The 25177-nt window shown below is 63.6% G+C and carries 31 protein-coding genes; 14 read left to right on the top strand and 17 right to left on the bottom strand.

Annotated elements, in window-relative coordinates:
- The first annotated feature begins 38 nt into the window (after positions 1–38).
- A complete protein-coding gene (locus ACWGTI_RS28295; RefSeq protein WP_454590113.1) occupies positions 39–1319 on the top strand; it encodes an MFS transporter in 1281 nt (426 codons plus the stop codon).
- Positions 1320–2137: 818 nt separating this feature from the next.
- Here ACWGTI_RS28295 and ACWGTI_RS28300 read toward each other — a convergent pair.
- Positions 2138–2374 carry a hypothetical protein gene (locus ACWGTI_RS28300; RefSeq protein ID WP_454590114.1) on the bottom strand — a complete coding sequence of 79 codons (237 nt, stop codon included), beginning with the start codon at positions 2372–2374 and terminating at the stop codon, positions 2138–2140.
- 256 nt (positions 2375–2630) lie between these two features.
- Here ACWGTI_RS28300 and ACWGTI_RS28305 point away from each other — a divergent pair, with 256 nt between their 5' ends.
- Together ACWGTI_RS28305 and ACWGTI_RS28310 are read left to right on the top strand one after the other, a co-directional pair.
- A complete protein-coding gene (locus tag ACWGTI_RS28305) occupies positions 2631–4298 on the top strand; it encodes an FAD-dependent oxidoreductase (protein ID WP_454590115.1) in 1668 nt (555 codons plus the stop codon).
- Positions 4295–4603, top strand: coding sequence for a UBP-type zinc finger domain-containing protein (locus tag ACWGTI_RS28310; RefSeq protein ID WP_454590116.1), 309 nt, complete (start codon positions 4295–4297; stop codon positions 4601–4603). The genes ACWGTI_RS28305 and ACWGTI_RS28310 overlap by 4 nt, the downstream gene beginning before the upstream one ends.
- A gap of 47 nt (positions 4604–4650) precedes the next feature.
- On the opposite strand, the gene ACWGTI_RS28315 is transcribed toward ACWGTI_RS28310, so the two are convergent.
- The 3 genes from ACWGTI_RS28315 to ACWGTI_RS28325 form a co-directional block, all read right to left on the bottom strand.
- Positions 4651–4833, bottom strand: a complete 183-nt coding sequence (locus ACWGTI_RS28315) for a hypothetical protein (RefSeq protein WP_454590154.1) — start codon at positions 4831–4833, stop codon at positions 4651–4653.
- Positions 4834–4955: 122 nt separating this feature from the next.
- Positions 4956–6128 carry a trans-sulfuration enzyme family protein gene (locus ACWGTI_RS28320; RefSeq protein ID WP_454590117.1) on the bottom strand — a complete coding sequence of 391 codons (1173 nt, stop codon included), beginning with the start codon at positions 6126–6128 and terminating at the stop codon, positions 4956–4958.
- Entirely contained in the window at positions 6125–7564 is a 1440-nt protein-coding gene (locus ACWGTI_RS28325; RefSeq protein ID WP_454590118.1) for a pyridoxal-phosphate dependent enzyme, read from the bottom strand. The genes ACWGTI_RS28320 and ACWGTI_RS28325 overlap by 4 nt, the downstream gene beginning before the upstream one ends.
- A gap of 343 nt (positions 7565–7907) precedes the next feature.
- Here ACWGTI_RS28325 and ACWGTI_RS28330 point away from each other — a divergent pair, with 343 nt between their 5' ends.
- Both ACWGTI_RS28330 and ACWGTI_RS28335 read left to right on the top strand, forming a co-directional pair.
- Complete coding sequence (locus ACWGTI_RS28330) at positions 7908–8240, top strand: hypothetical protein (RefSeq protein ID WP_454590119.1); 333 nt, start codon at positions 7908–7910, stop codon at positions 8238–8240.
- On the top strand, positions 8237–8887 hold the full coding sequence (locus tag ACWGTI_RS28335; RefSeq protein WP_454590120.1) for a cysteine hydrolase: 651 nt from the start codon (positions 8237–8239) through the stop codon (positions 8885–8887). The genes ACWGTI_RS28330 and ACWGTI_RS28335 overlap by 4 nt, the downstream gene beginning before the upstream one ends.
- 7 nt (positions 8888–8894) lie before the next feature.
- Here ACWGTI_RS28335 and ACWGTI_RS28340 read toward each other — a convergent pair whose 3' ends face one another.
- Positions 8895–9248 carry a winged helix-turn-helix transcriptional regulator gene (locus ACWGTI_RS28340; RefSeq protein ID WP_454590121.1) on the bottom strand — a complete coding sequence of 118 codons (354 nt, stop codon included), beginning with the start codon at positions 9246–9248 and terminating at the stop codon, positions 8895–8897.
- A gap of 110 nt (positions 9249–9358) precedes the next feature.
- On the opposite strand from ACWGTI_RS28340, the gene ACWGTI_RS28345 reads away from it, so the two are divergent.
- Complete coding sequence (locus ACWGTI_RS28345; RefSeq protein ID WP_454590122.1) at positions 9359–10129, top strand: type 1 glutamine amidotransferase domain-containing protein; 771 nt, start codon at positions 9359–9361, stop codon at positions 10127–10129.
- Between the two features lie 348 nt (positions 10130–10477).
- Here ACWGTI_RS28345 and ACWGTI_RS28350 read toward each other — a convergent pair whose 3' ends face one another.
- The 4 genes from ACWGTI_RS28350 to ACWGTI_RS28365 form a co-directional block, all read right to left on the bottom strand.
- The gene (locus ACWGTI_RS28350; RefSeq protein WP_454590123.1) at positions 10478–11830 is read right to left on the bottom strand and encodes an FAD/NAD(P)-binding protein; all 1353 of its coding nucleotides are present in this window, start codon (positions 11828–11830) and stop codon (positions 10478–10480) included.
- Between the two features lie 16 nt (positions 11831–11846).
- Positions 11847–12323, bottom strand: coding sequence for an RrF2 family transcriptional regulator (locus ACWGTI_RS28355; protein ID WP_454590124.1), 477 nt, complete (start codon positions 12321–12323; stop codon positions 11847–11849).
- Positions 12324–12766: 443 nt separating this feature from the next.
- On the bottom strand, positions 12767–13186 hold the full coding sequence (locus tag ACWGTI_RS28360) for a histidine phosphatase family protein (RefSeq protein WP_454590125.1): 420 nt from the start codon (positions 13184–13186) through the stop codon (positions 12767–12769).
- Positions 13143–13328: a hypothetical protein gene (locus ACWGTI_RS28365; protein WP_454590126.1), complete on the bottom strand. Its 186-nt coding sequence runs from the start codon at positions 13326–13328 to the stop codon at positions 13143–13145. The genes ACWGTI_RS28360 and ACWGTI_RS28365 overlap by 44 nt, the downstream gene beginning before the upstream one ends.
- Before the next feature lie 313 nt (positions 13329–13641).
- Here ACWGTI_RS28365 and ACWGTI_RS28370 point away from each other — a divergent pair, with 313 nt between their 5' ends.
- The 4 genes from ACWGTI_RS28370 (at position 13642) to ACWGTI_RS28385 (ending at position 16904) form a co-directional block, all read left to right on the top strand.
- The gene (locus ACWGTI_RS28370; protein ID WP_454575726.1) at positions 13642–14001 is read left to right on the top strand and encodes a septal ring lytic transglycosylase RlpA family protein; all 360 of its coding nucleotides are present in this window, start codon (positions 13642–13644) and stop codon (positions 13999–14001) included.
- Between the two features lie 255 nt (positions 14002–14256).
- The gene (locus ACWGTI_RS28375) at positions 14257–15534 is read left to right on the top strand and encodes a polyhydroxyalkanoate depolymerase (protein WP_454590127.1); all 1278 of its coding nucleotides are present in this window, start codon (positions 14257–14259) and stop codon (positions 15532–15534) included.
- 192 nt (positions 15535–15726) lie between these two features.
- Complete coding sequence (locus tag ACWGTI_RS28380; RefSeq protein WP_454590128.1) at positions 15727–16344, top strand: transglutaminase-like cysteine peptidase; 618 nt, start codon at positions 15727–15729, stop codon at positions 16342–16344.
- Positions 16345–16679: 335 nt separating this feature from the next.
- Positions 16680–16904 carry a hypothetical protein gene (locus ACWGTI_RS28385; RefSeq protein ID WP_454590129.1) on the top strand — a complete coding sequence of 75 codons (225 nt, stop codon included), beginning with the start codon at positions 16680–16682 and terminating at the stop codon, positions 16902–16904.
- 65 nt (positions 16905–16969) lie between these two features.
- Here the strand turns inward: ACWGTI_RS28385 and ACWGTI_RS28390 are convergent, their stop codons facing one another.
- The 4 genes from ACWGTI_RS28390 to ACWGTI_RS28405 form a co-directional block, all read right to left on the bottom strand.
- Complete coding sequence (locus tag ACWGTI_RS28390; RefSeq protein WP_454590130.1) at positions 16970–17338, bottom strand: helix-turn-helix domain-containing protein; 369 nt, start codon at positions 17336–17338, stop codon at positions 16970–16972.
- A gap of 13 nt (positions 17339–17351) precedes the next feature.
- A complete protein-coding gene (locus ACWGTI_RS28395) occupies positions 17352–17867 on the bottom strand; it encodes a Smr/MutS family protein (protein WP_454590131.1) in 516 nt (171 codons plus the stop codon).
- Positions 17864–18961 carry a murein transglycosylase A gene (gene mltA, locus ACWGTI_RS28400; protein ID WP_454590152.1) on the bottom strand — a complete coding sequence of 366 codons (1098 nt, stop codon included), beginning with the start codon at positions 18959–18961 and terminating at the stop codon, positions 17864–17866. Before mltA ends, ACWGTI_RS28395 begins: the two co-directional genes overlap by 4 nt.
- An 81-nt stretch (positions 18962–19042) precedes the next feature.
- Complete coding sequence (locus tag ACWGTI_RS28405; RefSeq protein WP_454590132.1) at positions 19043–19747, bottom strand: Tim44/TimA family putative adaptor protein; 705 nt, start codon at positions 19745–19747, stop codon at positions 19043–19045.
- A gap of 198 nt (positions 19748–19945) precedes the next feature.
- Here ACWGTI_RS28405 and ACWGTI_RS28410 point away from each other — a divergent pair, with 198 nt between their 5' ends.
- Positions 19946–20446, top strand: coding sequence for an FxsA family protein (locus ACWGTI_RS28410; RefSeq protein ID WP_454575719.1), 501 nt, complete (start codon positions 19946–19948; stop codon positions 20444–20446).
- 218 nt (positions 20447–20664) lie between these two features.
- On the top strand, positions 20665–21165 hold the full coding sequence (secB, locus tag ACWGTI_RS28415; protein WP_142867504.1) for a protein-export chaperone SecB: 501 nt from the start codon (positions 20665–20667) through the stop codon (positions 21163–21165).
- Positions 21166–21276: 111 nt separating this feature from the next.
- On the opposite strand, the gene dnaQ is transcribed toward secB, so the two are convergent.
- Entirely contained in the window at positions 21277–21999 is a 723-nt protein-coding gene (gene dnaQ, locus ACWGTI_RS28420; protein WP_454590133.1) for a DNA polymerase III subunit epsilon, read from the bottom strand.
- A 281-nt stretch (positions 22000–22280) separates the two neighbouring features.
- Between dnaQ and ACWGTI_RS28425 the strand changes: the two genes are divergently transcribed.
- Complete coding sequence (locus ACWGTI_RS28425) at positions 22281–22532, top strand: AbrB/MazE/SpoVT family DNA-binding domain-containing protein (protein ID WP_454590134.1); 252 nt, start codon at positions 22281–22283, stop codon at positions 22530–22532.
- The gene (locus ACWGTI_RS28430) at positions 22529–22927 is read left to right on the top strand and encodes a type II toxin-antitoxin system VapC family toxin (protein ID WP_454590135.1); all 399 of its coding nucleotides are present in this window, start codon (positions 22529–22531) and stop codon (positions 22925–22927) included. Before ACWGTI_RS28425 ends, ACWGTI_RS28430 begins: the two co-directional genes overlap by 4 nt.
- Before the next feature lie 47 nt (positions 22928–22974).
- Here ACWGTI_RS28430 and coaE read toward each other — a convergent pair whose 3' ends face one another.
- From coaE to ACWGTI_RS28445, 3 genes are read right to left on the bottom strand one after another with little or no spacing between them, the layout of a single operon-like run.
- Positions 22975–23574, bottom strand: a complete 600-nt coding sequence (gene coaE / locus ACWGTI_RS28435; RefSeq protein ID WP_454590153.1) for a dephospho-CoA kinase — start codon at positions 23572–23574, stop codon at positions 22975–22977.
- A gap of 13 nt (positions 23575–23587) precedes the next feature.
- The gene (locus ACWGTI_RS28440) at positions 23588–24415 is read right to left on the bottom strand and encodes a shikimate dehydrogenase (RefSeq protein WP_454590136.1); all 828 of its coding nucleotides are present in this window, start codon (positions 24413–24415) and stop codon (positions 23588–23590) included.
- Positions 24408–25007 (bottom strand): Maf-like protein, encoded by a 600-nt coding sequence (locus ACWGTI_RS28445; protein ID WP_454590137.1) that lies wholly within the window; start codon positions 25005–25007, stop codon positions 24408–24410. The genes ACWGTI_RS28440 and ACWGTI_RS28445 overlap by 8 nt, the downstream gene beginning before the upstream one ends.
- Positions 25008–25177 lie beyond the last annotated feature (170 nt).

Here is a 25177-nt window from a genome sequence, read left to right on the forward strand (position 1 = left end):
TGACAGCCGCTCCACCCGCTTCCCGGGGGCATGCCTGAGTGGCTTCAATCCCAAGTCGACCTGTCATCGTCACAACGCTCGGCCTGACGCAAATCATGGCGTGGGGTTCCTCCTACTATCTGCCGGCCGTCATTGGCCCTGCCGTGTCGGCTCAGACCGGCTGGCCGTTTCCCTGGGTGATCGGCAGCCTGTCGCTCGGGCTTTTGGTCGCGGGCCTGATATCGCCGCATGTCGGGGCCGCGATCGAACGCCATGGCGGCCGCATGACGCTGGCCTTCAGCGCCATTTGCCTCGGCATCGGCCAGGCGGTGGTAGCGACGTCGCCGACCCTTTCCATCTTCATCGCCGGCTGGCTGATCATGGGTTTCGGCATGGGCGCCGGCCTTTATGACGCCGCCTTCGGCACGCTCGGAAGGCTGTATGGGCGCAGCGCCCGTTCGACCATCACCAGCCTGACGCTGTTTGGCGGTTTCGCCAGCACCATCTGCTGGCCGATTTCGGCCTTTCTGCTCGACGCGTTCGGCTGGCGCGGCGTGTGCCTGGTCTACGCGGCAATCCAGCTTCTGGTGGCATTGCCCGCCTATCTGCTTGTCCTGCCGCGCGGCGCTCCCGCCGAAGCGTCTGCCCAGACGGCTGCTGCGCCGGAAACGGGCCTGGCGCCGCGCAGCCTGCCCCTGATGGCCACGCTGGCCGCAAGCATCACGCTGTCGGCGGTCATATCCTCGACCTTGTCTGTGCATCTGCTGAGCGTGCTGCAATCCACCGGCCTGGCGCTGGGCGCGGCCGTCGGCCTCGGCGCCCTGGTCGGTCCTTTCCAGGTCGGCGCCAGCGCCGTCGAGATGGTCATCGCCCGCTACCACCATCCGATCTGGACCAAACTCGCCTCGGTGATTTTTGTGGTCATAGGTGTGGCGACGCTCTGGACCGGCCTGCCGGTTCTGCCGGTGGCTCTGATGTTTTACGGCGCCGGCATCGGCCTGGAATCGATCGCGCGCGGCACGCTGCCGCTCGCCCTGTTTGGCGCCCCCGGCTATGCGAAGCTGATGGGCCGGCTCGCCATGCCGAGCCTGATCGCCCAAGCCGCGGCGCCGTCCGTCGGTGCGCTGCTCCTGCAACATACGGGTGAGCGCGGATTGCTGGCCGCTCGCACTCGCCCTGACAAACGTCGCGCTGGTCGGCGCTCTGTTTGCCTTGCAGCGCGGGGCGATGCGGCGCATCCGCATCAGCTAGCGGCCGCCATGGGTTCGCCCGCGGGGGCGGCTCTTGTCAGACCAAAGTCCGAAGAGACGCCGATCAAAAGTCCAACCCTGCGCTTCTAAGGCCCGATGAGAGGAACACCGGTGTCGAGCGGGCGTTCATCGAATGGACTGAAAGAGCACTGACTGGAGGGATGGCAAATGCACAAGCATTTCATCGTCAAGACGGGCTATGGGCCCGGAACTGCGATTGCCGTCCTGATGGTTGGCTTGGCGGCTATCGGGATCCTTTTCGGCGTTCTGGGCGGCGCCCTTTACCTCACTGAAAAGCCGGCGACGAGACAATCCCTCATGTCGGTTCCAGCACGAGCCTTCGTGCCGGACGAAAATGTCCGGACACGGTGAGGCGCGAAACCATCGCGCACCATAAATGCGATCGACGATGAGACGTATCCTTCCAGTCGCGGTCCACATCCGCGAATTTCGGGGCTGACACGTGCCAGGGTCCCCTCGACTGCAGCGAAAGTTCCGGCCAACCGCCAGGACGTTTGCCAAGGCTGCAGTGTGGGTGGCAGCGATCGTTGTGCTTTATCTCATGACTGTCGGCAGCATCGGCACTTAATGAGCCGCTGCAACCAAGCGTCTGCCGGTATGTGCAGCAAAAAGCATAACAATTTTTGGATTTGGCAAGGCGCAGACTGTTTTGAGTTGGCCGTGGAGGCGGCGCTTGGCATCCGAACAGACAGGGCGCGCCAATCTGCTTTGAAATTGTTTCAGGTCAGTATCAGGCCGGCCAACAAGACCGCGAACATCACGGAAACCGGCACGGCAAGAAGCCACCGGGCTTCCAATACGCTGTTGTGTGGGTCATCCATTGTCTTGTTCCCTTGGTGAAAGCTGGCTCCAGCGCTCCTCCCGCGCTGGAGCCGCAGCCGATCGGCTCAACCGCCGTTGGCGGGAGCCGGGGCTGGAGCTGGAGCTGCCGGCTTTGGCGTTGAGGCCGGAGCCTCGACCTTGGGCACATCAACTTTCACGTTGATGTCTTTTCCACCACCGCCACTGAGATCGATGACGCCGGTCACGAAAAGCAGGGCAAGGATTGCGACAACTGCAACAACAATCGCTATCGCCGTTCCCGCGCCCCCTCCAGCATTCACGACAGTTGGTCCGTCAGCCATTTCGTCCTCCTTGAAGTTTCCTGAGAAGGCAACGGCAGCCGTAAGCCTTTGTTCCTGCTCAGGGTCTTCAGTCGTATTGGCGTAGGACTTCGGTCTGACGATCTATGATCAGCGATTGCAGCGGCTTCTGCTCCCTTGTCCTTCGTCGCGGCAGGAGAAATGACGAATGCCAATCCGTGGGCGGACAACCTCCCCTCCTGGTCAGGCACTCAACAAACCCCTTCAAACCCGGCGCCCATGACGCTACGCTCCAATCATGGCCCCTTCCGCCCAGCCCATCACCGTCACCCGCCGCGACCAGATGTTTCCCATCCTGGCCGACGCCGATATCGAGCGCATGCGCCGCTTCGGCGAGGCGAGTTCCTATGCCGCCGGCGAGCACATCGTCACCGCCGGCGCCGTGGCGCCGGGGCTGGTCGTCATCCTGTCGGGTTCGGTCGACATCACCCAGGATGTCGGGCTTGGCCGGCGCGAGACCATCGTCACCCATGGTCCCGGCAATTTTATCGGCGAGCTGGCGCAGCTTTCGAGCCGGCCGTCGCTGGTCAATGCCGAGGCCAAGGAGCCGGTCGAGGCCTTCGTCATCCCCTCGCAGCGTCTGCGCGACCTGATGGTGCAGGAGGCAAGTCTCGGCGAGCGGATCATGCGGGCGCTTATCCTGCGCCGCGTCGGGTTGCTCGAAAGCGGCAGCAGCGGGCCGATCATCATCGGCCCGGCAGCCAATGGCGATACGCTGCGGCTACAGGGGTTTCTGCGCCGCAGCGGCCAGCCGCACCGGGCGCTCGATTCCGACAGCGATCCGTGCGCGAAAACACTGATCGAGCATTTCCGTGTCGACCAGCACCATCTGCCGATCGTGCTCTGTCCCAATGGCAAGCTGATGCACAATCCCGGCGAAACAGAGCTCGCCCGCTGCATCGGCCTGCTGCGGCCCATCGACAGCGACATGGTTTATGACGTCGCAATTGTCGGCGCCGGGCCGGCGGGGCTGGCGGCGGCGGTCTATGCGGCGTCGGAAGGGCTTTCGACCATCGTACTCGATTGCCGCGCCTTCGGCGGCCAGGCGGGCGCCTCCTCGCGCATCGAAAACTATCTGGGTTTCCCCACCGGGATCTCCGGCATGGCGCTGATGGCGCGCGCCTACAACCAGGCGCAGAAATTCGGCGTCGAAATGGTCATCCCCGACGAAGCGAAGCTGCTCGGCGCAGCGAGCGTGGGCTACTCGCTGGCGGTCGGCGACGGCGAGAGCGTCAAGGCGCGCACGGTGGTGATCGCCAGCGGTGCGCGCTACCGCCGCCTCGACATCGCCAATCTGGCCGAATTCGAAGGCACGTCGGTGCATTACTGGGCCTCGCCGATCGAGGCGCGGCTGTGCGCCGGCCAGGAGGTGGCGCTGGTCGGCGCCGGCAATTCGGCGGGGCAGGCTGCGGTCTATCTCGCCAGCCAGGTGCGGAAAGTGACGATGCTGGTGCGCCGCGGCCTCAGGGAAACCATGTCGCGCTATCTGGTCGAGCGCATCGAGGCGCAGCCCAACATCGAGGTGCTGGCCGAGACCGAGATCGAGGCGCTGGAAGGCGAAGGCGGCAATCTCACCCGGTTGCGCTGGCGCAACGGGGCCGGCGACGTCGAGACGCGGTCGATCCAGCATCTCTTCCTGTTCATCGGCGCCGACCCCAACACCGACTGGCTGGCTGAGTGCAATGTGGCGCTGGACGCCAGGGGTTTCGTGCGCACCGGCGCCGACGTGGCGGCTGGGTTGATGGAGACGAGCCGCAGCGGCGTGTTCGCCATCGGCGATGTGCGCTCCGGCTCGGTCAAGCGGGTCGCCGCCGCCGTCGGCGAAGGCGCCCAGGTGGTGGCGGCTTTGCACGCCTATCTCGCGCGACCCAACGCCGCGACATCAGAACTGGCCAGGAGAGCATGATGGACGAATGTAAACACACGACAGGCATCAAAAAAGTGACGCCGAGCGCGCTCGGCTGCGAGGAATGCCTGACGAGCGGCTCGATGTGGGTGCATCTCAGGCTCTGCCGCACCTGCGGCCATGTCGGCTGCTGCGACGACTCGCCCAACCGCCACGCCACCAAGCATTTCCACGCCACCAAGCACCCGGTCATCGAAGGCTACGACCCGCCGGAAGGCTGGGCCTGGTGCTTTGTCGACGAGGTGTTCATCGACCTCGAGGGCGACGTGACGCCGCAGAACGGACCGATCCCGAAGTTTTTCTGAGGGGACCAGGTCTGGGACGGGCAACCGCTCCGAGCCGATGCCGGCCGTTATTTTATCGAGCTGGTGACGGTGCGGTCGATGGCGGCGGGATCGCGGTCATTGCCGGCGAGCGCGCCGATGATGAGCAGACTGACGATGATTGGGACAAACAGGATGGCCACGCGGGCCTGCACATAAAAAATGGCGCGCCATTCGCTGCGCTTTTCCGGGCTGTTGTCCATCACACTCACTCTGTCACGCCTCCCTTGGCAGGACATAGCGGCGAACGGTTAAGCAAAGGCTTCCGATTGTGTTAACGGGCGTGTTCTGAGTGTACGGCGTCGCGTTGCGCATCGTTGCGCGCCCTGTCCAGCTACCCCCTAAGCGCCTGCTCCAGATCGGCGATCAGATCGTCACCATCCTCGATCCCCGCCGACAACCGCACCAGCGAATCCGAGATGCCGATCGCTGCCCGCTTTTCCGCCGGGATGGAGCCGTGCGTCATCAGCGCGGGGTGCTCGATCAGGCTTTCGACGCCACCGAGGCTTTCGGCCAGCGTGAACAATTGCGTGCGTTCGAGGAAGCGCTTGGTGCCGGCGAGGTCGCGGTCGAGGTCGACCGAGATCATGCCGCCGAAGGCATGCATCTGCTTTTTGGCGATAGCGTGCTGCGGATGGCTGGGCAGGCCGGGATAGAGGACGCGGCGCACATCTTTGCGCGCTTCCAGCCATTGCGCGATCTTGAGGCCGTTGATCGAGTGCCGCTCCATCCTGAGCGCCAGTGTCTTGATACCGCGCAGTGCCAGAAAACTGTCGAACGGGCCCGAGATGGCGCCGATGGCGTTCTGCAGGAATTTCAGCTGGGCCGCGAGATCCTTGTTGTCGCCGACGATGGCGACGCCGCCGACCATGTCGGAATGGCCGTTGAGATATTTGGTCGTCGAATGGACGACGATGTCGACGCCGAGCTCCAGCGGGCGCTGGATGTAAGGGCTGCAGAACGTGTTGTCGGCGACCGTAAGGACGCCCTTGCGCTTGGCCAGCGCGGCAACCCCTTCGAGGTCGACGATGCGCAGAAGCGGGTTGGTGGGCGTCTCAACCCAGAGCAGTTTTGTGTCCGGCCGGATCGCAGCTTCGACGGCGGCCAGATCGGTGAAATCAACGAAGCTCACCTGCAGGTTGGCCGAGCGCTTGCGCACCCGCTCCATCAGACGGAACGAGCCGCCATAGATGTCGTCGGTGGCAACGATATGGGCGCCGCTGTCGAGCAGTTCCAGCACGGTCGAGATCGCCGCCAAGCCGGAGGCGAAGGCGAAGGCGGCCGAGCCGCTTTCGAGATCGGCTACCCCGCGCTCGAAGGCAAAGCGCGTCGGGTTCTGGCTGCGGGCGTATTCAAAGCCCTTGTGCACGCCGGGCGATTGCTGGCCATAGGTCGACGTCGCGTAGATCGGCACCATGACCGCGCCGGTCAGCGGGTCGTGGCTCTGGCCGCCATGGATGGTGCGGGTGGAAAAGGCCAGGCGGTTCTTGCCTGAGTTGCTGGTCATTTTGTGCGGCGCCTCAAATGATTGATCAGATCGATACGGGTTATCAGGCCGACGAACTCGTCGCCATCGAAGATGATGGCGACCTCGTTGCGGTCGAACACCGGCAGCAAGGCGTCCAGCGTCTGGCTGGCCTGCAGCGTGTGCAGGTTGGAGGTCATCGCCGTGCGCACCGGACCGTTGAAACGGTCCCAGCGGCCGTCATAGGGGCCGTCGACCTTGGCGAGAATATCGCTTTCGTCGACGATGCCGACCAGTCTGCCCTCGTCCAGAACCGGCAGCTGCGAGACATCGGAGCGGCGCATGCGGCCGTAGGCGTTGAGCAGGCTTTCGTCCGGGCCGACATAGACAATGTCGCCGGTGCGCGGCGACCGGGTGACGAGGTCGCGCAAATCGCCATGCTGTTCATGGTCGTCGAGCCCTTGTTCGGCCAGCCAGATATCGTCGAAGACCTTCGACAGATATTTGTTGCCGCTGTCGCAGACGAAGGTGACGACGCGCTTTGCAACAGTCTGCTCGCGGCAATAGCGCAGCGCCGCCGACAGCAGCGTGCCGGAAGAAGAACCGGCCAGGATGCCTTCCTTCGAAAGCAGGTCGCGCACGGCCAGCATGCTCTGCTTGTCGGGGATGGAATAGGCTTTCCTGACCAGCGACAGATCGGCATTGGGCGGCACGAAATCCTCGCCTATGCCCTCGACGGTCCAGCTGCCGGCCTCTTCCATCTTGCCGGTCTTGATCAGCGGCGCCAGCACCGATTCCACAGGGTCGGCCAGCACCATCTCGGTCTTGGGCGACACTTTGGCGAAGTAGCGCCCAAGCCCGGTCAGCGTGCCGCCGGAGCCGACGCCGACGACCACGGCGTCGACATTGCCGTCGAGCTGCGAAAAGATTTCCGGACCGGTGGTGGTCTCATGCGCCAGCGGGTTTGCCGGGTTGGCGAACTGGTTGGCATAAAAGGCGCCGGGCGTTTCCGCCGAGATCTTCTCGGCCATGTCCTGGTAGTATTCGGGATGGCCCTTGCCGACATCGGAGCGGGTCATGCGTACTTCCGCACCCAGCGCGCGCAGATGCTGGATCTTTTCGCGCGACATCTTGTCGGGCACGACGAGGATGATGCGGTAGCCCTTGGGGATACCGACCTGGGCAAGGCCAAGGCCGGTGTTGCCGGCGGTCGCCTCGACAATGGTGCCGCCGCGTTTCAGCCTGCCCTGTTTCTCGGCCGCGGCGATCATCGACAGCGCGATGCGGTCCTTGATCGAGCCGCCGGGATTCTGGCTCTCCAGCTTGATGAACAGCCGGCATTTTCCGGTGTCGAATTTGGTCAGCTCGACCACAGGCGTCTGGCCGATGAGGTCGAGCACAGAGGCGTAGGGTGGACGCAGCCGCGATTGGCCGTCCGATGTTGTGCCGCCTGACGCAGCGTTTCTGTGCTCGCTCATACAGAGGCTCCCTGATCTACAAGCGACCGCGTCGGGGGCGGGGCGGTAGCGTAACCTCTTTTCCAGCCGTTTACAGACGGAAAGAAGATAGATCGTGCCAATCGACCGGCCAGATGCGGAATGAAATTCCACGAGCGCCAATCTCCCCCTCGAGGTGGAGATGTCGCCGAAGGCGACAGAGGGGGTCGCCTCGCGTGAAGTGCTAACCTCCGTCTGTCGCACAAAGGTCCCGTCCGGTCGAAACAGACGTGGGAGCTTTTCAACGCACCATCTTGTTCGTTGCCGCCGCCGATTTCGGCATGCTAGCCGATTGGCCTGCGGGGCAAACGCAAGGGAAAGCTCGATGAAGATCATCGCCTATGACAATTTCAAGCCCGGCGTCACGCTTGACGATCTGAAACCCTATCTGCGCGACGAGGTGTCGAATGTCTGGCGGCTGTGGAAGGCCGGCATCGTGCGGGAGAACTATGCGCGCGCAGATGTCGGCGGCGCCATCATCGTCTTCGAACTCGACAGCGTCGAGGAAGCCAGACGCTACACCGACGACTTTCCGCTGTCCAAGGCCGGGCTGCTGGAATGGGTTTTCCTGGCCTTCGATTCCGCACCCCTGCCGCTCGAATATCTGTTCGATCCGACCGTCGACATCGCCACACCGTGGGACCGGACCGCGGCATGATCCGGTCGCGCGAAGGCATCGAAATCCCCACCAGCCTGGCGGAATGGTGCGACCCCAGCCGCATGGCGCTGGTGGTCTACGACATGCAGGTCGGCATCTGCCGCCAGGTGGCCGGCGCGGCTGATATCGTCGAGCGCACCGGCATCGTGCTCGAGGCCGCCCGCTCGGCCGGTATGCGGGTGGCATTCACTCGCCACTTGTCACTGCCGCTGAAATGGATGGGTGCCACCCAGCTGCGCACCGCCATGGCCTGGCAGCGACGTGATAATCCCGACGCCGTCGAGCCGTGGTTTCTGCGCGACGCCGAGGCGACGCAGATTGTTCCTGAACTTGCGCCCCGCGCCGACGAGGCGGTGTTCGACAAGCTGGCCATGTCGGCCTTCGATTCCACCGCGCTCGGCTTGGCGCTCGGGGACTGCGGCGTGCGTGCCTTCGCCATTGCCGGCATCGCCATGGAGATCGGCATCGAGCCGACCGTGCGCCAGGCGACCGACAACGGTTTTGTCGCGGTGGTGATCGAGGACGCCTGCGGTTTCGGCAACAGCGAAGCCCGCGATCGCTCAATGGCGACGCTTCGCTTCCTCGGCGAGGCCGTCATCACCGACGTCGCCGGCTTTTGCGGTGCGCTCAAAGCCGGCGGGAGATAGGTCGATGTCAGGCGGCCGCGTCGATGTTGGTGCGGAAGCGTACGCCTTCGGCGCGGCCATGCACGCTGCCCCAGTCATAGAGGGCCTGGAGGGCGCCGGCGAGATCGTGGCCGCGCTTGGTCAAGGCATAGCGCGCCTTGCCGTCGGGCGACGTTTCCAGCACGACGAAGCCGATCTCGACAAGATCGGCCAGGCGCTGCGTCAGCATCTTTTCGGACAGCGAGGGGATCAGGCGACGCAGTTCGGAATAGCGCAGCGGCCCTTGCTTGATGCGCGCGATGATCACCGTCTTCCACTTGCCGCCAAGCGCGTCGAGCGCGAACTCGACCGGGCAGCCATAAAGTCTTCCGCGTTGGGTCATGCGCCGATTTTAGGCAAGGCGCCGCCGAGACGGAAGCGGAATTTGCCCGGCCATCTGGCTGGGTTGTGGCCTCGGGCTTTATCGGCAAAGGATTATGAGGAGGAGCAGTAATGAGCGTTCGGGACCCCAATCCGGTCAATGCCAAGAGCCCGAAACGCGTGGCGATCGTCATCGCCAATCCGGCTGTGTCGACCACAACCGGCTGGCCGGTGGGCTTCTGGTGGAGCGAGCTCACCCACCCCTGGTTCGCCTTCACCGAGCGCGGCTATGCCGTCGAGATTTTTTCGCCCGATGGCGGCAAATGCGAGGCCGATGCACTGAGCGACCCGCGCGACGCTTCGGGCTATTCGGAGACCGACCTGATTTCGCTCGGCTTTATCGCGAGCCCCAAGCTCGCTGCGCTGGTCGACACCACGCGGCCGGTGGCGGAGATCGATGTCGAGCGCTTCGACGCCATCGTGGTGGCCGGCGGCCAGGCGCCGATGTTCAGCTATGATCGCGCGCAAACGCTGCAACAGATTTTCGTCGCCTTCCACGACGCCGGCAAGGTGGCGGCGGCGCTGTGCCACGGCACGGCGCTGCTGCGCTATGCCCGGCGCGCCGACGGAACGCTGCTTGTCGCCGGCAAGATGGTGACCGGCTTTGCCAATGCCGAGGAGGATTTTGCCGACGAGGCGACCTGGGCGATGGGTGCGCTGGAACGCGGCAGGCATCTGATGCCGTGGCGCATCGAGGACGAGTTGAGGGCGGTCGGCGCCAACTATGTCCAGGCCGGGCTGTGGCGCGGCTTTGCCGTGCGCGACGGCAATCTGATCACCGGCCAGCAGAATTTTTCCGGCGCCGAAACCGCGCGCCTGGTGTGTGAGGCATTGGGCGGGTGAACGCTCTCTCTTTGGTTTTGACGCACTTTCCTGGGTAGGCGCTGCGCGCTTTGCCCGGGGAAAGCGCTCACACTTTCTCCGGAACGGTGTCCGGACGTTCCCTTGCGGGAGGGACTTCAGTCTTAATTGAGCTATGGCTAATATTTGTGTAACTTGGCCAGTGCGGGGCGACGATCCCAAATCCAAGCTTAATCCCGCAATGGCCGGTGCGGTGCGCTTTCAACCCAAGCATCCCCTGCACCGGCCATTCTTTTGCCTCCCGCCAGGTGGCGCATGGCCAGCCTGAAATCGGATGCGCGATTGTCGCCGCAACGGGTCTGTCAAATTTATGGTCGCTCCGGAATTGCCCTAGCCCAGTAATTGCTTGCTCAGCCGCGCGCATTGGACGCGAATATCCGGGATGGCGTCGATCTCGAAGAAGGTGCCGCGGGTCAGCGGACCAACAGCGAGAATCTTGGCAGAAACGGTGCCGTCGCCAGCGATGATCTCGCATTTGGCCGAGACATCGAGGCCAAGCCGCAGCGGGTCCGCCCGCGCCAGGCCGCGGTCGACCAGCGAGCGCACGACGCTATTCGAGGTGGTCGAGATGTCCCGGGCGATGCCTGTGCAATCGTAGATGCGGGCGACCTCCAGCGTCTCCAGCGCCTGGGTGTGGCGGGACTGGATGTCGACGGCAAGGCCGTCGCCCGCCTCGATGCCGACGACACGGCCGGCGACGGGCCGGATGCGGCCAGTGCGCACCGCCTCGGTGACGCGGGCATGCACCTCCGGCGCCAGGCGATGGCGGTGGATGTCCCACCAGGCTTTGGTGTGTTCGACGAAACGGCGCTTGGCCGAGGACGGCCAGTTCTGCCAGATCTTCTGGTTGAAGGGTCTGAGACCATCGACGACATCGCGCCAGTCGATGCCGGCTTTCTGGTTTTCGCGGATCAGGTCGCGAAACCAGCCTACGAAATAGGACAGCTGAGTGCCGAGCGGAATGTCGGCGACATCGAGCTTGATCGGGTTGCCCTTGCGGTGCGGCGACGGCAGCAGGCCGCGCCGCGACACGGCGACGATCTCGCCTTTGTGGCCGCGCTGTTCAAGCGACAGGAACGCATCGACCATGCTCAGCCCAGTGCCCAGCACCAGCACGCGGGCTTCAGGGTCGAGCGCGGTGTCGGCCTCGGTTCCCATGCGGATGGCGTGTCCCTGGCCTGCGCCGGGCTGCTCATCATGGCCGGTGGCGAGCACCGCCAGATGCGCAACCACGCTGGTGCCGTTGGCCAGCGTCACCTCGACGCCGGAAGAGGTCGGTGAGATCGACAGGCTTTCCTCGCGGATCAGCCTGAGACGGCCGGTTTCCTTTTCGCGGGCTTCGAGCTCGTCGAGCAGTTCCTTGAGATAGCGGGCATAGACGCTGCGCGGCGCATAGAAGGGTGTCTGCGGCGTCTGCTCCTGGCTCACCAGGCCGCGGGCCTGCAGCCAGCGCCAGAAATTGCCGGGATCGTCGGCATAGGCGCTCATCCCGGCGGCGCTGACATTCAGCACATGCGCCGACAACAGCGTCGAATAGGCGATGCCCTGGCCGAAATGCGGACGCTTTTCGATCAGCGTGACGCGCAGGTCCGGATTTGCCGACTTCAACAAATGCGCGGCGAGAACGACGCCGCTGGCGCCGCCGCCGACGATAATGATGGAGTTGGTGCGCGCGACACTCATGCGAGCACGCTGAGGATCAGGCGAGGACCTTTTGCGCCGGCGCCAAATCGTGGATGTCCTTCGCGACCGTAAGGTCGTCGAGGGCGATGTCGCGCATTTCCGCAAGCGAGCGCTGGTCGAGCACCTCGGCGATTGCCTGCCGGACCTCGAGCATCAGATGTCGGACTTGGCATGTCGCCTCATTGCAGTCTTCACAGCGCTGATACTGGGTGCGGCTTGCGCATGGGATGGGCGCGAGCGGCCCGTCGAGCACACGCACGACATGGCCGACCTTGATCTCGTCGGCCGGGCGCGCGAGGCGATAGCCGCCTTCCTTGCCCTTGCGGCTCTGGACGAATCCGGCATTGCGCAATTCGCCCAGAATGGCGTCGAGAAACTTCTTCGGGATGTTGTTGCCGGTGGCGATATCGCCGACGAAGGCGAGCTGCCCGACCGGCAACTGCGCCAGATGGACCAGCGCCTTGAGGCCGTACTTGCCTTTTTTGGTGAGCATAGAGCGAACGTTTCCCTGTCAGGCGATGGTTCAGAACCATCGGTTGCGAAACGCCTGACGTGCCTCCCCGCCGCGTGCAAGCTGCTTTGACACATAAATTCTAGTGACATGATGTACAAGCCGAGGAACCTTGATTCTGCTTCGTTTTCACGCCCGAGAGGCCACTTTAGCAGGGCTTTGTGCCGATAAGGTCACAGGCTGGGCCCCAAAGGCAGGCGGATGCCGCGAGCGATCAAGGTGGCAGAGTGGCCGCGCATCGTCTCCTCCATTCCTTAATGTCGATAAGATTACTATACTTACCCACGAACAGGCGGAACGTGTTTTCAAATCAGCGGCTGTTTGCAGCATGTATTTGCTCGACCATGGCACTGCGCGCAATCTCGTTCGCTGTCAGCATCCAAGATCGGTATGGCGGGGACGAATGCCCAACCCTCCGCTCAGGATTAGGCGCCGTCGCGTTGCAACCGGTCGGCCTTGGCAGGCTTGGCCACCGGCACGCCGGTCGAACGCAGCATCCAACGGTGGCCGTCGCTGCGGAAATCCGTGAGGCTCAACGGCTCGACATCGATCCTGCGGCAAGCCGAAAGCGGTGCGCCGAGAACGAGAACGATGGCCGTGCGGATGACACTGGCGTGTGTGACCGCGACGGTGTGGCCGCTGGTCCGGATCAGGCGGCCAATGAGACTGGAGACACGCTTCGCCACATCGGCCAGCGACTCGCCGCCATGCGGAGCGGCCTCGGCATCGCTGAGCCAGGCGACGATGCCCTCCGGCTCAAGCGCCTGCACCTCCTCGAAACTCTTGCCCGCGCTCCGCCGCTCAGATACGCGACCGGCTCGCCCACACCATCCCGACCAGGCCAACCAGCATGGTGACGATGCCGATATAGAGCCATTGCGACTGGCCGGTCATGAAGCTGCCGCCGACCACGCCCAGGCCTTGCAGCGACCACAGCAGGCCCATGGCCAGGACGATCAGTGCGAGCAAATACCTGAACAGTCTCATCGCCCGAATTCCTTCCCCCAAGTCGATTGTCCGCTGCGCAACGGCCGTGATGAAAGAGCGAAAGGACGGTGTCCAATCGCGTGTGCCTTTACTTGCACTATAACGTCTTGTCTTGCTCAAGGCATCTGCAGTGAGGTTCGAAATATCACGAGCGATACCGGCAGTCGGGTACGTAATATCCCTAACAGACTGTTTCCCCGTGACTCCAAACGTGTGCCAGTGCCACGGAACCGCCAGATCCCTGCCGCATTTCCTGCCTTATTCGACACTTAACGGCTGGGGTCTGTCCAAAGAACGGAGCCAATCCCCCAATATGAAGACAATAAACCAGACCGCGCTTGTCGCGGTAACGATCGCGGCTGGCCTGATGGTCGGCGCATCCGCCTCCTCCGCCGCCGGCCAATGCGGCCGTGCTTCCTGGTACGCGCTGCACTCCCGGACCGCCAATGGCGAGCGCATGAACCCGTCGGCAATGACCGCCGCGCATCGCAGCCTGCCCTTCGGCACCAGGCTGAAGGTGACCAACCAGAACAATGGCCGCAGCGTCGTCGTGCGCATCAACGACCGCGGCCCGTTCATCAAGGGCCGGATGCTCGACCTGTCGAAGGGCGCCGCCGGCCAGCTCGGCTTCATCGGCTCGGGCCATACCTCCGTCTGCGTGGCGCGCGTCTGATCTGTCCAAGTCCGGCCCATTCGGGCCGGACGCATCCTTGCTCCCTATATGTCCAACAGCCGCGCTTTCGCAGCTGCACAGTGAGCCGGCTGGCCCCGTTCGAAGCGGATTCTCAAGGCCTTGGACCAAAGAATTGCATATGTCACGCCACGTGACGTATTGCGTCGCAGCAATATCTTGTTAACCTCGGCGCGAGACATTCAAGGATCGGCGCTGCTCGTCGTCCCTTCGGTCACGGCAGCTGCGGAGTACCTGATGTTCTACCAGCTCTACGAAATGAACCATGCCGCCCTGCAGCCCGCGCGGCTCTACGCCGATGCGGTGCGGTTGTTCTACACCAACCCGCTCAACCCGTTTTCGCACACGCCATGGGGCCGCTCGGTGGCTGCGGCCGCTGAATTGTTCGAGCGTACGACGCGCCGCTACAGCAAGCCGCATTTCGACCTGACCAAGACCGTGGTCGACTGGAAGAGCGTCGAGGTCAACGAAAAGACGGTGTGGTCGCGGCCCTTCTGCAACCTGACCCGCTTCGAACGATCGGTGCCTGCCGGGCGCAAGGCCGACCCCAAGCTTCTGATCGTGGCGCCGATGTCGGGCCATTATGCGACGCTGCTGCGCGGCACGGTCGAGGCGATGCTGCCCTATGCCGACGTGCATATCACCGACTGGGTCGATGCCCGCATGGTGCCGCTGACCGACGGCCATTTCGACCTCGACGACTACATCGACTACATCATCGACATGCTGCATGCGCTGGGGCCGGACACCCATGTGATGGCGGTGTGCCAACCTTCGGTGCCGGTGCTGGCGGCGGTGGCGCTGATGGAAAAGCGCGGCGATCCCTTCGTGCCCTCGACGATGACGCTGATGGGCGGGCCGATCGACACCCGCCGCAACCCGACCGCGGTCAACCTTCTGGCCAAGGAAAAGGGCATCGACTGGTTCCGCGACAACGTCATCATGAACGCGCCCTGGCCGGTGCCGGGCTTCGGCCGCGAGGTCTATCCGGGCTTCCTGCAGCTGTCGGGCTTCATGAGCATGAACCTCGACCGCCACATCATCGCCCACAAGGACTTCTTCATGCACCTGGTCAAGCATGACGGCGACAATGCCGAGAAGCACCGCGATTTCTACGACGAATATCTGGCGGTGATGGACCTGACGGCGGAGTTCTACCTGCAGACCGTCGACACGGTGTTCGTGCGCCATGCGCTGCCCAAGGGCGAGATGATGCATCGCGGCGAAATCGTCGACACCAAGGCGATCCGCAACGTTGCGCTGTTCACGGTCGAGGGCGAGAACGACGACATTTCCGGGCTCGGCCAGACCCAGGCCGCGCACGACCTCTGCCCCAACATCCCAGCCGACCGGCATGCCCATTACATGCAGCCGGCCGTCGGCCATTACGGCGTCTTCAACGGCTCGCGGTTCCGCTCGGAAATCGTGCCGCGCATCGTCGATTTCATCACCAGCTACGGCCGCCAGAACCGCGTTGCTGTGAAACCGAGGCTGGTCCGCTCCGCCAAGGGTTGAGGCTCGATACGGCTGTGGCGTGCGTTGCCTGCAGAAGCGGGGCGATTTCGCACGCCAGAGGCGTTCTGTTGCACAATAGACGCTGTCGGGCGGGCGCGGGTAACCATGCCGGAGAATCTAGCTCCCCCCATAATTGACACGGACTGTAAATCCCCTTTAACCTTTCGTTAACAACAAGGGTGAACGGGGACAATGACTTCCTCAGCGATGGCACGGACGCTGCGCTTGTGTGCGGCAGCAGGGCTTGCGGTTTTGGGATGCTGGGCGGCGCCGGCATCGGCGGGCGGCGCAATGGCGACCGGCGGCATGACCTCGCAGCCCATCGGCCACTATGATTTCTGCAGGTCGCATCCAGGCGAATGCTTGATTCGGCCAAGCAATCTCAACCCCGCCGCGATGACCGACGCGTTCATGCGCAAGCTGATCAACGTGACATCAAGGGTCAACGCCGCCGTCAAGCCGATGAGCGACTACGACATTTACGGCAAGGACGAAGTCTGGGCCTATCCCGACAAGGGCGTCGGCGACTGCGAGGACTATGTGCTGGAAAAACGCCGCCAGCTCTTCCGCTCGGGCGTGTCGCTGGCCGATCTCCTGATCACCGTCGTGCGCAAGCCGGACGGCGAGGGCCATGCGGTGCTGACGGTGCGCACCGACAAGGGCGACTACGTCCTCGACAACCTGACCGACAGGGTGAAGGTCTGGGACGCCACCGGCTACCGCTTCCTCAAGCGGCAGGCGATCGACAACACCGGCCGCTGGGTCTCGATCCGCGGTGGCCAGCAGGTGCTGGTGGGCGCGGTTCAGTAGCGAACCGGGCTAAGGCGGCCTCGTCATCGCAGGGCGGAGCAGGAGCAAAGCTCCGTCGCGGAGACCCTGGGATCCCTTGCCGTGACATTGGGATAGACGCAACGGTGCAGGAGCAGGCGTCGTCATCCTGATCCCCCGCATTGCCGGATTTTTGCGCCGTCGCGGCGCTCGTCGTTCGCAGCATGGGTCCTTGGGTCGCGCGTCCGCTTCGCCCGTGGATGACGAAAGGCAGGCCTCCAAACCGCCTCCCCAAAATTCTTTTCAGTCTCCATGAACCAAACCGTCTGTGCCGGCGACACATAGCCGTAACCAGAACCCAATCACGGAGACTTCCAATGACTTCTTTCCTGCGTACTGCTTTCCTTGCCGCCGTCGCGGTGTCGTCCCTGGCCGGTTCGGCCTTGGCCGATCAGACCATCACCTGCTCCGACACCAAGGCCAACGACTGGTGGGCTGGCCGTTGTTGCAGCGCCGGCACTGTGGACTGCCTTGGTCACGAGAGCCATGGCCATGACCATCACGACAATGGCGGGCGGGGTAGCACTGCCGGCAAGAATTGATGCAATGCCTCGCCGGCGATCGCCTCTGCAATTGAGGCGAACGCCGGCAAGCGCCTCATGCCATCCTATCCAGTGCGTCCAAGTGCGGCACGGATCGACGCGGTGATGCGGCGAAGCTCGGCTTCGTCCAGTTTCTCGATGTTTTCGGCCAGCAGATTGGCAAGTTCGGTCGCGGCGGGGCTGAGCCCGGACGTGTCGAGCTTTACGCGCGGGTGCGATGCCTCGGCCAGCCGCGCCAGCTCTTCGGCATCGTCCCAGATGATGTTGAAATAGCCGATGATCTTCTGGATCAGCGTCCAGGTCGGCGCGCCGCGGCGGCCATGTTCCAGTGCCGACAGATAGGCGGCGCTGACGCCGATCGCCTGCGCCATGTCTTTCTGGCGGACCCCGCGCTCGGCGCGAAGCGCCCGCAGTTTTTCGCCAAATGGCGTCATCGGACCGACCCCATCAGCGCAGCCGCCTGAGCCGGACATAGAGCGCGCCCGAACCGCCATGGTTGCGGGCGGCATGGTCATGGCTGGAAACCAGCGGCCGGAACGCGGGCGTCGACAGCCAGGCCGGCACGGCGCGCCGCAAGACGCCGTCGCCGCCCGACGACGAACCCTTTCCCGTAATGATCAGGACATAGCGGATGCCGCCGGCATGGGCCCGGTGCAGGAACGAGAACAACAGCGAATAGGCCTCGTCCTGGTTCATGCCATGCAGATCGACACGGCCTTCGATCGGCAGCCGGCCCTTCTTCAGCTTGTCCAGCGTCGGCTCGTCCAATGCTTGCGAAACCTGTTGCGCCTTCGGTTTGGCGGCAACGACCGGGCCGACAGCGACCGGCGTCTGTGCCGGTTTGGGGTCGGCGATGTCGGGAATGTCGACCGCCATCCTGCCCTTCAAAGGCCGCGCCGTGCGCGCCACCAGGTTCCACAACACCCGGTCGTCTTCACTGAGCTTATCGGGGCGCCGGCTCATCGTGCCGCCCCCGAAACGACGCGTGGAAGCAAGACGTAGAAGTCTGCCTTGTTGCGAACAACCCCGGCGATCTCGCCGGCGGCATCGCCCGAACCGGCGAACAGATCGCCGCGCGCGGGCCCGGTGATGGCCGAGCCGGTGTCCTGCGCAATCATCAGCCGCCGGAACGGTTTTTGCTCGAAGGCGGTCAGCGTCGGCGCGTCGATGTAGAAGGGCGTGCCGAATGTGTGCAGCAGCCGGTCGACGGCAAGCGAACGCCCCGGTGTGAGCGGCACCTTGGCGGCGGCGATCGGACCGAGCGCGGCGTCGTCGACCGCTGCTTCGCGGAAGAAGATGTAGGAGCGGTTCTGCCAGAGGATCTCGTCGATGCGGTCGGGATGTGCCCTGAACCAGGCGCGGATCGACTGCATCGTCACTTTTTCCAATGGGATCTCGCCGAGATCGGCGAGAATCTTGCCCGGACCGGTAAAACGCTGGCCGGATTTGGCGGCATAGGTGACGCGGCAGAGCCGGCCGTCGGTCATCTTCAGCCTGGCGGCGCCTTGCACATGGATGAAGAAGGCATCGACTTTTTCCGCAAGCCAGGCGATTTCCAGGCCTTTCCCGGTGAGCGCGCCGCGCTCGATCTGGCCGCGGTCGAAATACTCTACCGGCCCCCGCGGCGTCTCACGGGCGAAGGCCAGATACTCGTCCATGCCTTCTGGACGGTTGGCATCATCGATGTCGACGAGATCGCCCGGTCGCGCCAGCAGCGGCACCGTGAATTCATCCGTGCGCACCGGCGAGGCCTCGACCTCCGGCTCGTAGAAGCCGGTAACCAGGCCGGGGTTTTCAGACTGAATCCGGACCGGAACGAAATGGCGCTCAAAGAAGGCGCGGGCGTCCCTCCGATTCGCCGGCGAAACGGAGCGCGCCTCGTCATAGGCGCCGGCGAAGGCATCGAACCGGACACCAAGCGCACCGGTGCGATAGGGCTTCTTCAGGACATGGAAGGCCGAACGGCGGAAGGCTTCGAATGCGGGAAGATGATCGTCCGCGCCCCAGCCGGGAAGCTCATCAAAGGATGTCTCGACGAAAAGGGACGATAGCGACACCGCGGCCCCGCCACTGGCCATGTTAGCCTGCATGTCGATATCCCAAAAACCGCTGCCCACTTTTGGGCGACATGCAAAGATTCAGTCTTCTTCCTCGGTGGCGACCAGCTTCCAGTTCGGATCGCGCGAGCGTGTGTCGCGGGCAAAGGTCCAGACATCCTTGACCTCGGCCACCGTCTCGGGATCGCCGTCGATGACGGCACCCGCCTTGTCGCGGGTCGCCGAGATCAGCTCGCTGACGATGCGCAGCGTGATGTGCGCCTCGCCGCCCTTCATCTCGGCCGAGACGATGTCGGCCTTGTCGATGCCGACGAAGGAGGACTGGATCTTTTCGGCTTTCGCCTCGCGATCGCCTATAGCGGCGACGAAACCATCAAAAACCTCACGCGACAAAAGGTTCTTCAGCGTTTTGCGGTCGCCATCGGCATAGGCCATGACAATCATCTCATAGGCCATCTTGGCGCCGTCGACGAAACCCTTGGGGTCGAAGGAAGGATCATTGTCCTTGATCGTGCGCAGGCCTTTGTTTAGGTCGGTGTCGGGCTTGGCGAAGGCGTCGATGGCCGCATAGGTTTCGGCAGCCGTTTCGCCCGGCAGGCGCTTGCGCGGCAGCGAAACCACATTTTCGGGTTTTTGGGTCGCATCCTTATCGCTGCGGCTGGCCGTATAGGGATCGAAGGGCGGGCGCTCGCTGCCCGTGCGGCGGCCGAGCACGTTGCGCAGCTGGAAAAAGATCACCACCGCGGCAATCAGAAAGAAAATGGTGCCGAAGTCGAAGAAACCCATATCTTTCGCCAATCAATCCCTGACCCGGCCGGGACCGCCGGCCAATCCGGGCCGCGGTCGCATAGCGTTCAACATGCAAAGCATATAGAACGCATGGCGCAATCATTCAAATCAAAGGCAGGCATACCTATCTAACGGCCTCAGTGCCAGCGGCGATTGTACGCCGCCCGGCAAAACATGGAAACGATCGGTCAAGACTTGCGCATTTCCTTTTTCCCTCTGTTCCTGCTTGCGCTGCCGCTGCTGGAAATCGCCGGTTTCGTCATTGTCGGGCGCGAGGTCGGGGCGCTGGCGACGGTCGGCCTGGTGCTGGCTTCCAGCATTGCGGGCGTGCTTCTGCTTCGGCACCAGGGCTTCGGCGTCATGGCGCGGGTGCGCGCCGAGATGGCCGGCGGCGGCGATCCCAGCCGCCAGCTCGCGCACGGCGCCATGATCGTGGTTGCCGCGATCCTTTTGATCATCCCCGGCTTCATCACCGACATCATCGGCCTGCTTCTGTTCCTGCCGCCGGTGCGCGACCTTGCCTGGCGCAGGCTCAAGGGCCGTATCGTCGTCGCCACCGATTTCACCGCCGGCGGTTTTCGGGGCAGGTCGCGCGACAAGGTCATCGATCTCGACGACGGCGACTATTCGCGCGAGGACGATTTCAAGCGCGGCCCCGACCACAATTCGCCCTGGCGGCGCCTGAAGGACGACTGAAGTCGCCTTGGGAGGGACGACTAGGGTCGCCTTGGGAAGGACGACTAGGGTCGCCTTGGGAAGGACGACAGACGTCGCGCCTCGAGGACGATTGAGACTGTGTCTTGATCTCTTCCGCCGCAAAGGCGGCAAACCTTGTCTTGTCATGCCGACCATGCTAGCCAACGCCCGATTTCAATTCGGTCAGCGCTGCTGCCCAGGCAAAAGGATCATGGCTCATGGCCAGCAAAGATGACGCGCCGGTCGGCGCCGCCAACGGCAACGGCGAAACGGCGCAGCCGTCGCTCAACGTACTGGCCCAGTATGTGAAGGACCTGTCCTTCGAAAGCCCCGGCGCGCCGAACTCGCTGCGTGGCCGCGACAAGGCCCCCGGCATCGCCATCAACGTCAATGTCAACGCCAATCCGCTGTCCGACAAGCAATTCGACGTCAACCTGACATTGAATGCCAAGGCGTCCTTCGACCAGGAAGTGCTGTTCAATGTCGAGCTGGTCTATGGTGGCGTCTTCGCCATCTCCGGCTTCCCGCAGGAGCACATGCTGCCGATCCTGTTCATCGAATGCCCGCGGCTCTTGTTCCCGTTCGCCCGCCAGATCATCGCCGAAGCCACCCGCAATGGCGGCTTCCCGCCGCTGATGCTCGATCCGATCGATTTCGCCCAGATGTTCCAGCAGAAGCTGGCTGAAGACCAGGCGGCGTCGAAGGTCAAGGTGAGCTGAGAAGGCTATCACGGTAGCGTTTGAAGAGCCCGGCTTCGTGCCGGGCTTTTTGTTGGAGGCGTTGAGGCACCCCTTTGATGTTGGCCGAACCCTTGCGCCTTCAGGAGACTTTCAGCTGGCCCTCGCTCCCTGGCCCGCTGCCACCTTCAGCCACAGCGCCTTTTCGCCCAGCGTCGCAACCAGCCCGGCATGGGCGGCGCGCTCGGCCTCGGTCAGCCGCGAGGGCAGGGTGATCGGCCTGGCGGTAATCGAGATGTCGATGTCGGCGACGTCACCATTGGCATTGACCTGCACCGCCACCGTTTCGAGGATCAGCGCTGCCTGCTTGCCGCCGATGAGCTCGATATAGACTTCGGCCAGCAGTTCGGAATCGAGCAGCGCGCCGTGCTTGGTGCGGTGGCCGTTGTCGATGCCGTAGCGTCGGCAGAGCGCATCGAGCGAATTGGGACCCATCGGGTGCTTGCGTCGAGCCAGAGCCAACGTATCGATGACACGCCCCGTGTCGATGACCGGCTGGCCGAGCCGGCCGAATTCAGTGTTGAGGAAGCCGATGTCGAAATTGGCGTTGTGGGCGACGAGCTTGGCGCCGTCGGTGAAGGTCAGCCATTCCTCGGCGATTTCAGCGAAGGTCGGCTTGCCGACCAGGTCGGCGGCGCTGATACCGTGCACGGCTTGCGCCTCGTGGTGGACCGCGCGCCCTTGCGGATTGATGAACTTGTGGAAGGTACGGCCGGTCGGGAAGCGGTTGACCAGTTCGACGCCGCCGAGCTCGATGATGCGGTCGTCGCGCATGTCGAGGCCGGTGGTTTCCGTATCGAAAATAATCTCACGCATAGAATCAGATGCTCCTGAGAGAGCAGAATCATACACCGGAACAAAATGGCAATGAAAAAGGGGGAAGGCCAGGCCAACTGCACAGGTTTGCGCTCCCTTCATTGTCCCGCCAGTCGTTCGTCGTTCGAAAAGCCAAGCCATCCGCGAGGCGGTCGACGCTGTACGGCTCTCTCCGGCGAGCAGCAGCATATCAAGGCCTGCTATGTTTCTTCCGTTTGAAGCCCATTTACGGTAATTAGAATTTCAATTACTATGAGCTACCCCCACAGAAAGGATCACCGATGACGGCGCTTGCAGTCACAAAGAAAGGGCAGGTCACACTAAAGCGGGATCTGCTTCAGCATCTGGGCATCAAGCCTGGCGAACGGATTGACTTCGATAAGCTGCCGGGCGGCGAGCTTCGGGTCAGGGCCGCGCGGCCAACCGGCACCATTGACAATTTCATCGGCCGGCATGCCGGCAAGGTCAAAAAGCCGATGACAATCGAAGAAATGAACGAGATAGCCGCTTCCGGATGGGCGGGTGAAGAGTGAAGATTTCTGTCGATACGAATGTCCTGGCTCGCGCGGTTCTGCAGGACGATCCGGAGCAGGGAGATGCCGCCAGCAAACTGCTGAGGGAAGCGTCGCTGATCGCGATTTCCTTGCCCTGCTTGTGCGAATTGGCATGGATACTGCGCAGGGGCGCCAAGCTGGCAAAGGAAGAGGTTGCCGTAACGATCCGTGATCTCCTGGCCGCCGGGAATGTCGTGATGAACCGACCCGCGGTTGAGGCAGGACTTGCAATCCTTGAAGCCGGCGGCAATTTCGCGGATGGCAGTATGGCTTACGAGGGCAATTGGTTGGGCGGAGAAACCTTCGTCTCGTTCGACAAACACGCCATCGAGCTCTTGACGGAGCAGGGAACGACCGCGCGACTTCTATCCTGACGCGAAAACCACGGCGCGTCCGGCGCTACCGCGCGCGCCCTGCCCTTTCAACCGCCTGCCTTGCCGGCCCCGGTCAACGCCTCGATAATCGCATTCACTGCGCCACGTGCTGCATCCATCCCCTTCCCGGTGTCGATGACGAAATCTGCCTGGCGGCGTTTTTCGGCGTCGGGCACCTGCTTGGCCAGGATCGCCGCCAGCTTTTCATCGCTCATGCCGGGCCGCGCCAGCACACGGGCACGCTGGATCTCGGCCGGCGCGGTGACCACCACGACCTTGTCGACGCGGTTTCTGCCGCCGGTCTCGAACAGCAGCGGGATGTCGAGTACGGCGAGCGGCGCGCCGGCGGCGCGGTGTTTGGCCAGGAAGTCGTCGGCATCGGCCCGCACCAGCGGGTGAATGATCGTTTCCAATGTTTTCAGCGCGACCGCGTCGCCCAGCACCCGCGCGCCCAGTTTTGTGCGGTCAACCAAACCTGAAACAGTCGTGCCGGGAAAAGCCGCCTCGATCAGAAGCGCCGCCTTGCCGGCATAGAGGCGATGCACGGCCTCGTCGGAATCATGCACCGGAACGCCGGCGTCGCTGAACATCTTGGCCGTCGTCGACTTGCCCATGCCGATCGATCCGGTGAGGCCGAGCACGATCATCATTTGGCGTCCATCATTTGCCGACAATGTCGGCGACGATCATCTGCCGCAATTCGGCAGTGACCTCCGGCTTCTTGCCGAACCAGCGTTCGAAACCGGGCACGGCCTGATGCAGCAGCATGCCGAGACCGTCGACCGTCTTCAAATTGCGTGCCCGCGCCGCAGCGAGTACCGGCGTTTCCAGCGGAACGTAGACGATGTCGGCGACGATGGCGTGGCCCGGCAGGCCGGCGGGATCGGCGGCCAGCGTCGCATCGCCGTGCATGCCGAGCGCCGTGGTGTTGATGAGCAGGCCGGCATCGCCGAGCAAATCGCCCACCGCGCCATGCGCCGAGACGCCGGCGCCGAAGCGGTCGGCCAGTTCCTGCGCCCGCGCCAAGGTACGGTTGACGATGCGGATATCCCTCACGCCACGGACCTTCAGCGCTTGGATGACCGCGCGGGAAGCGCCGCCGGCGCCGAGCACCACGGCCGGGCCGTTTTTGTCCCAGCCCGGCGCATGCTCGTCGAGATTGCCGGCAAAGCCGATCCAGTCCGAATTGCCGCCCCACAGCAGGCCGTCTTCCAGCCACAGCATGTTGACCGCGCCGATCATCTCCGCCGCTTCGTCGCGGCGCTCTACCCGGGCAAAGGCCACCTCCTTGTGCGGGATGGTGACGTTGCCGCCCTGGTAGTCATTGGCCTGCAGCGATGTAAGGAATGCGGGAAAATCGGCCGGCGCGACGTCGATTGCGCGGTAGCTGCCGTCAATGCCGTATTTCTTCAGCCAATAGCCATGGATCTTCGGCGAGCGCGAATGCGCGATCGGATGGCCCGTGACGAAAGCTCTTTTCTCAACCATCGATGGCTCCGAGCCCCCGCAACTCCTTCAGCACCGGCAACAGCGGCAGGCCGACAATGGTGAAATAGTCGCCTTCGATCTTTTCGAACAGCTGGATGCCCTCGCCTTCGATCTGGTACGCGCCGACGCTGGCCAGCGCCTTGGCGCCGACGCGGGCGAGATGACGGCCGATGAAAGCAGGATCGAGCTTGCGCATGGTGAGGCTGGCGACGCCGACATGGCGCCACAGCACCTTGCCGTCACGGCACAGCACGGCGGCGCTGTTCAGCTGATGCGTCTTGCCCGACAGCGCCAGCAGATGGCGGCGGGCACCTTCCATGTCGGCCGGCTTGTGGAACACCTCGTCGCCGAGCGACAGCGTCTGGTCGCAGCCGAGCACCAGTGCCTCCGGCCTGCGATCGCTGACCTCGGTGGCCTTGGCCTCGGCGAGGATCAGGGCGACATCTTCCGGCGACACGCCGCTGTCCTGCAACGGCGCCTCGAGCGCACGCTCGTCGACCTCGGCCGGGATCGCCTCGATGTCGAGCCCGGCATTGACGAGCATGGCTTTTCGGAATGGGCTGCCGGAGGCGAGGATGATTTTTTCGGGCATGTGTTTTTTGCGCCTGGTTTTCTGGCACCGACTAGGGTGTTGAGATTCAGGTCAGGCCGCGCCGAAAATGGTGGCTTCCGAGAACCGGCGCGGAGCGTACTTTAAGTACGTGAGCACCGGAAGCGCAGGAAGCCGCCCATTTGCAGGCCGGCGTCACCTGAATATCGACG

The sequence above is a fragment of the Mesorhizobium sp. ArgA1 genome, from assembly GCF_053714375.1.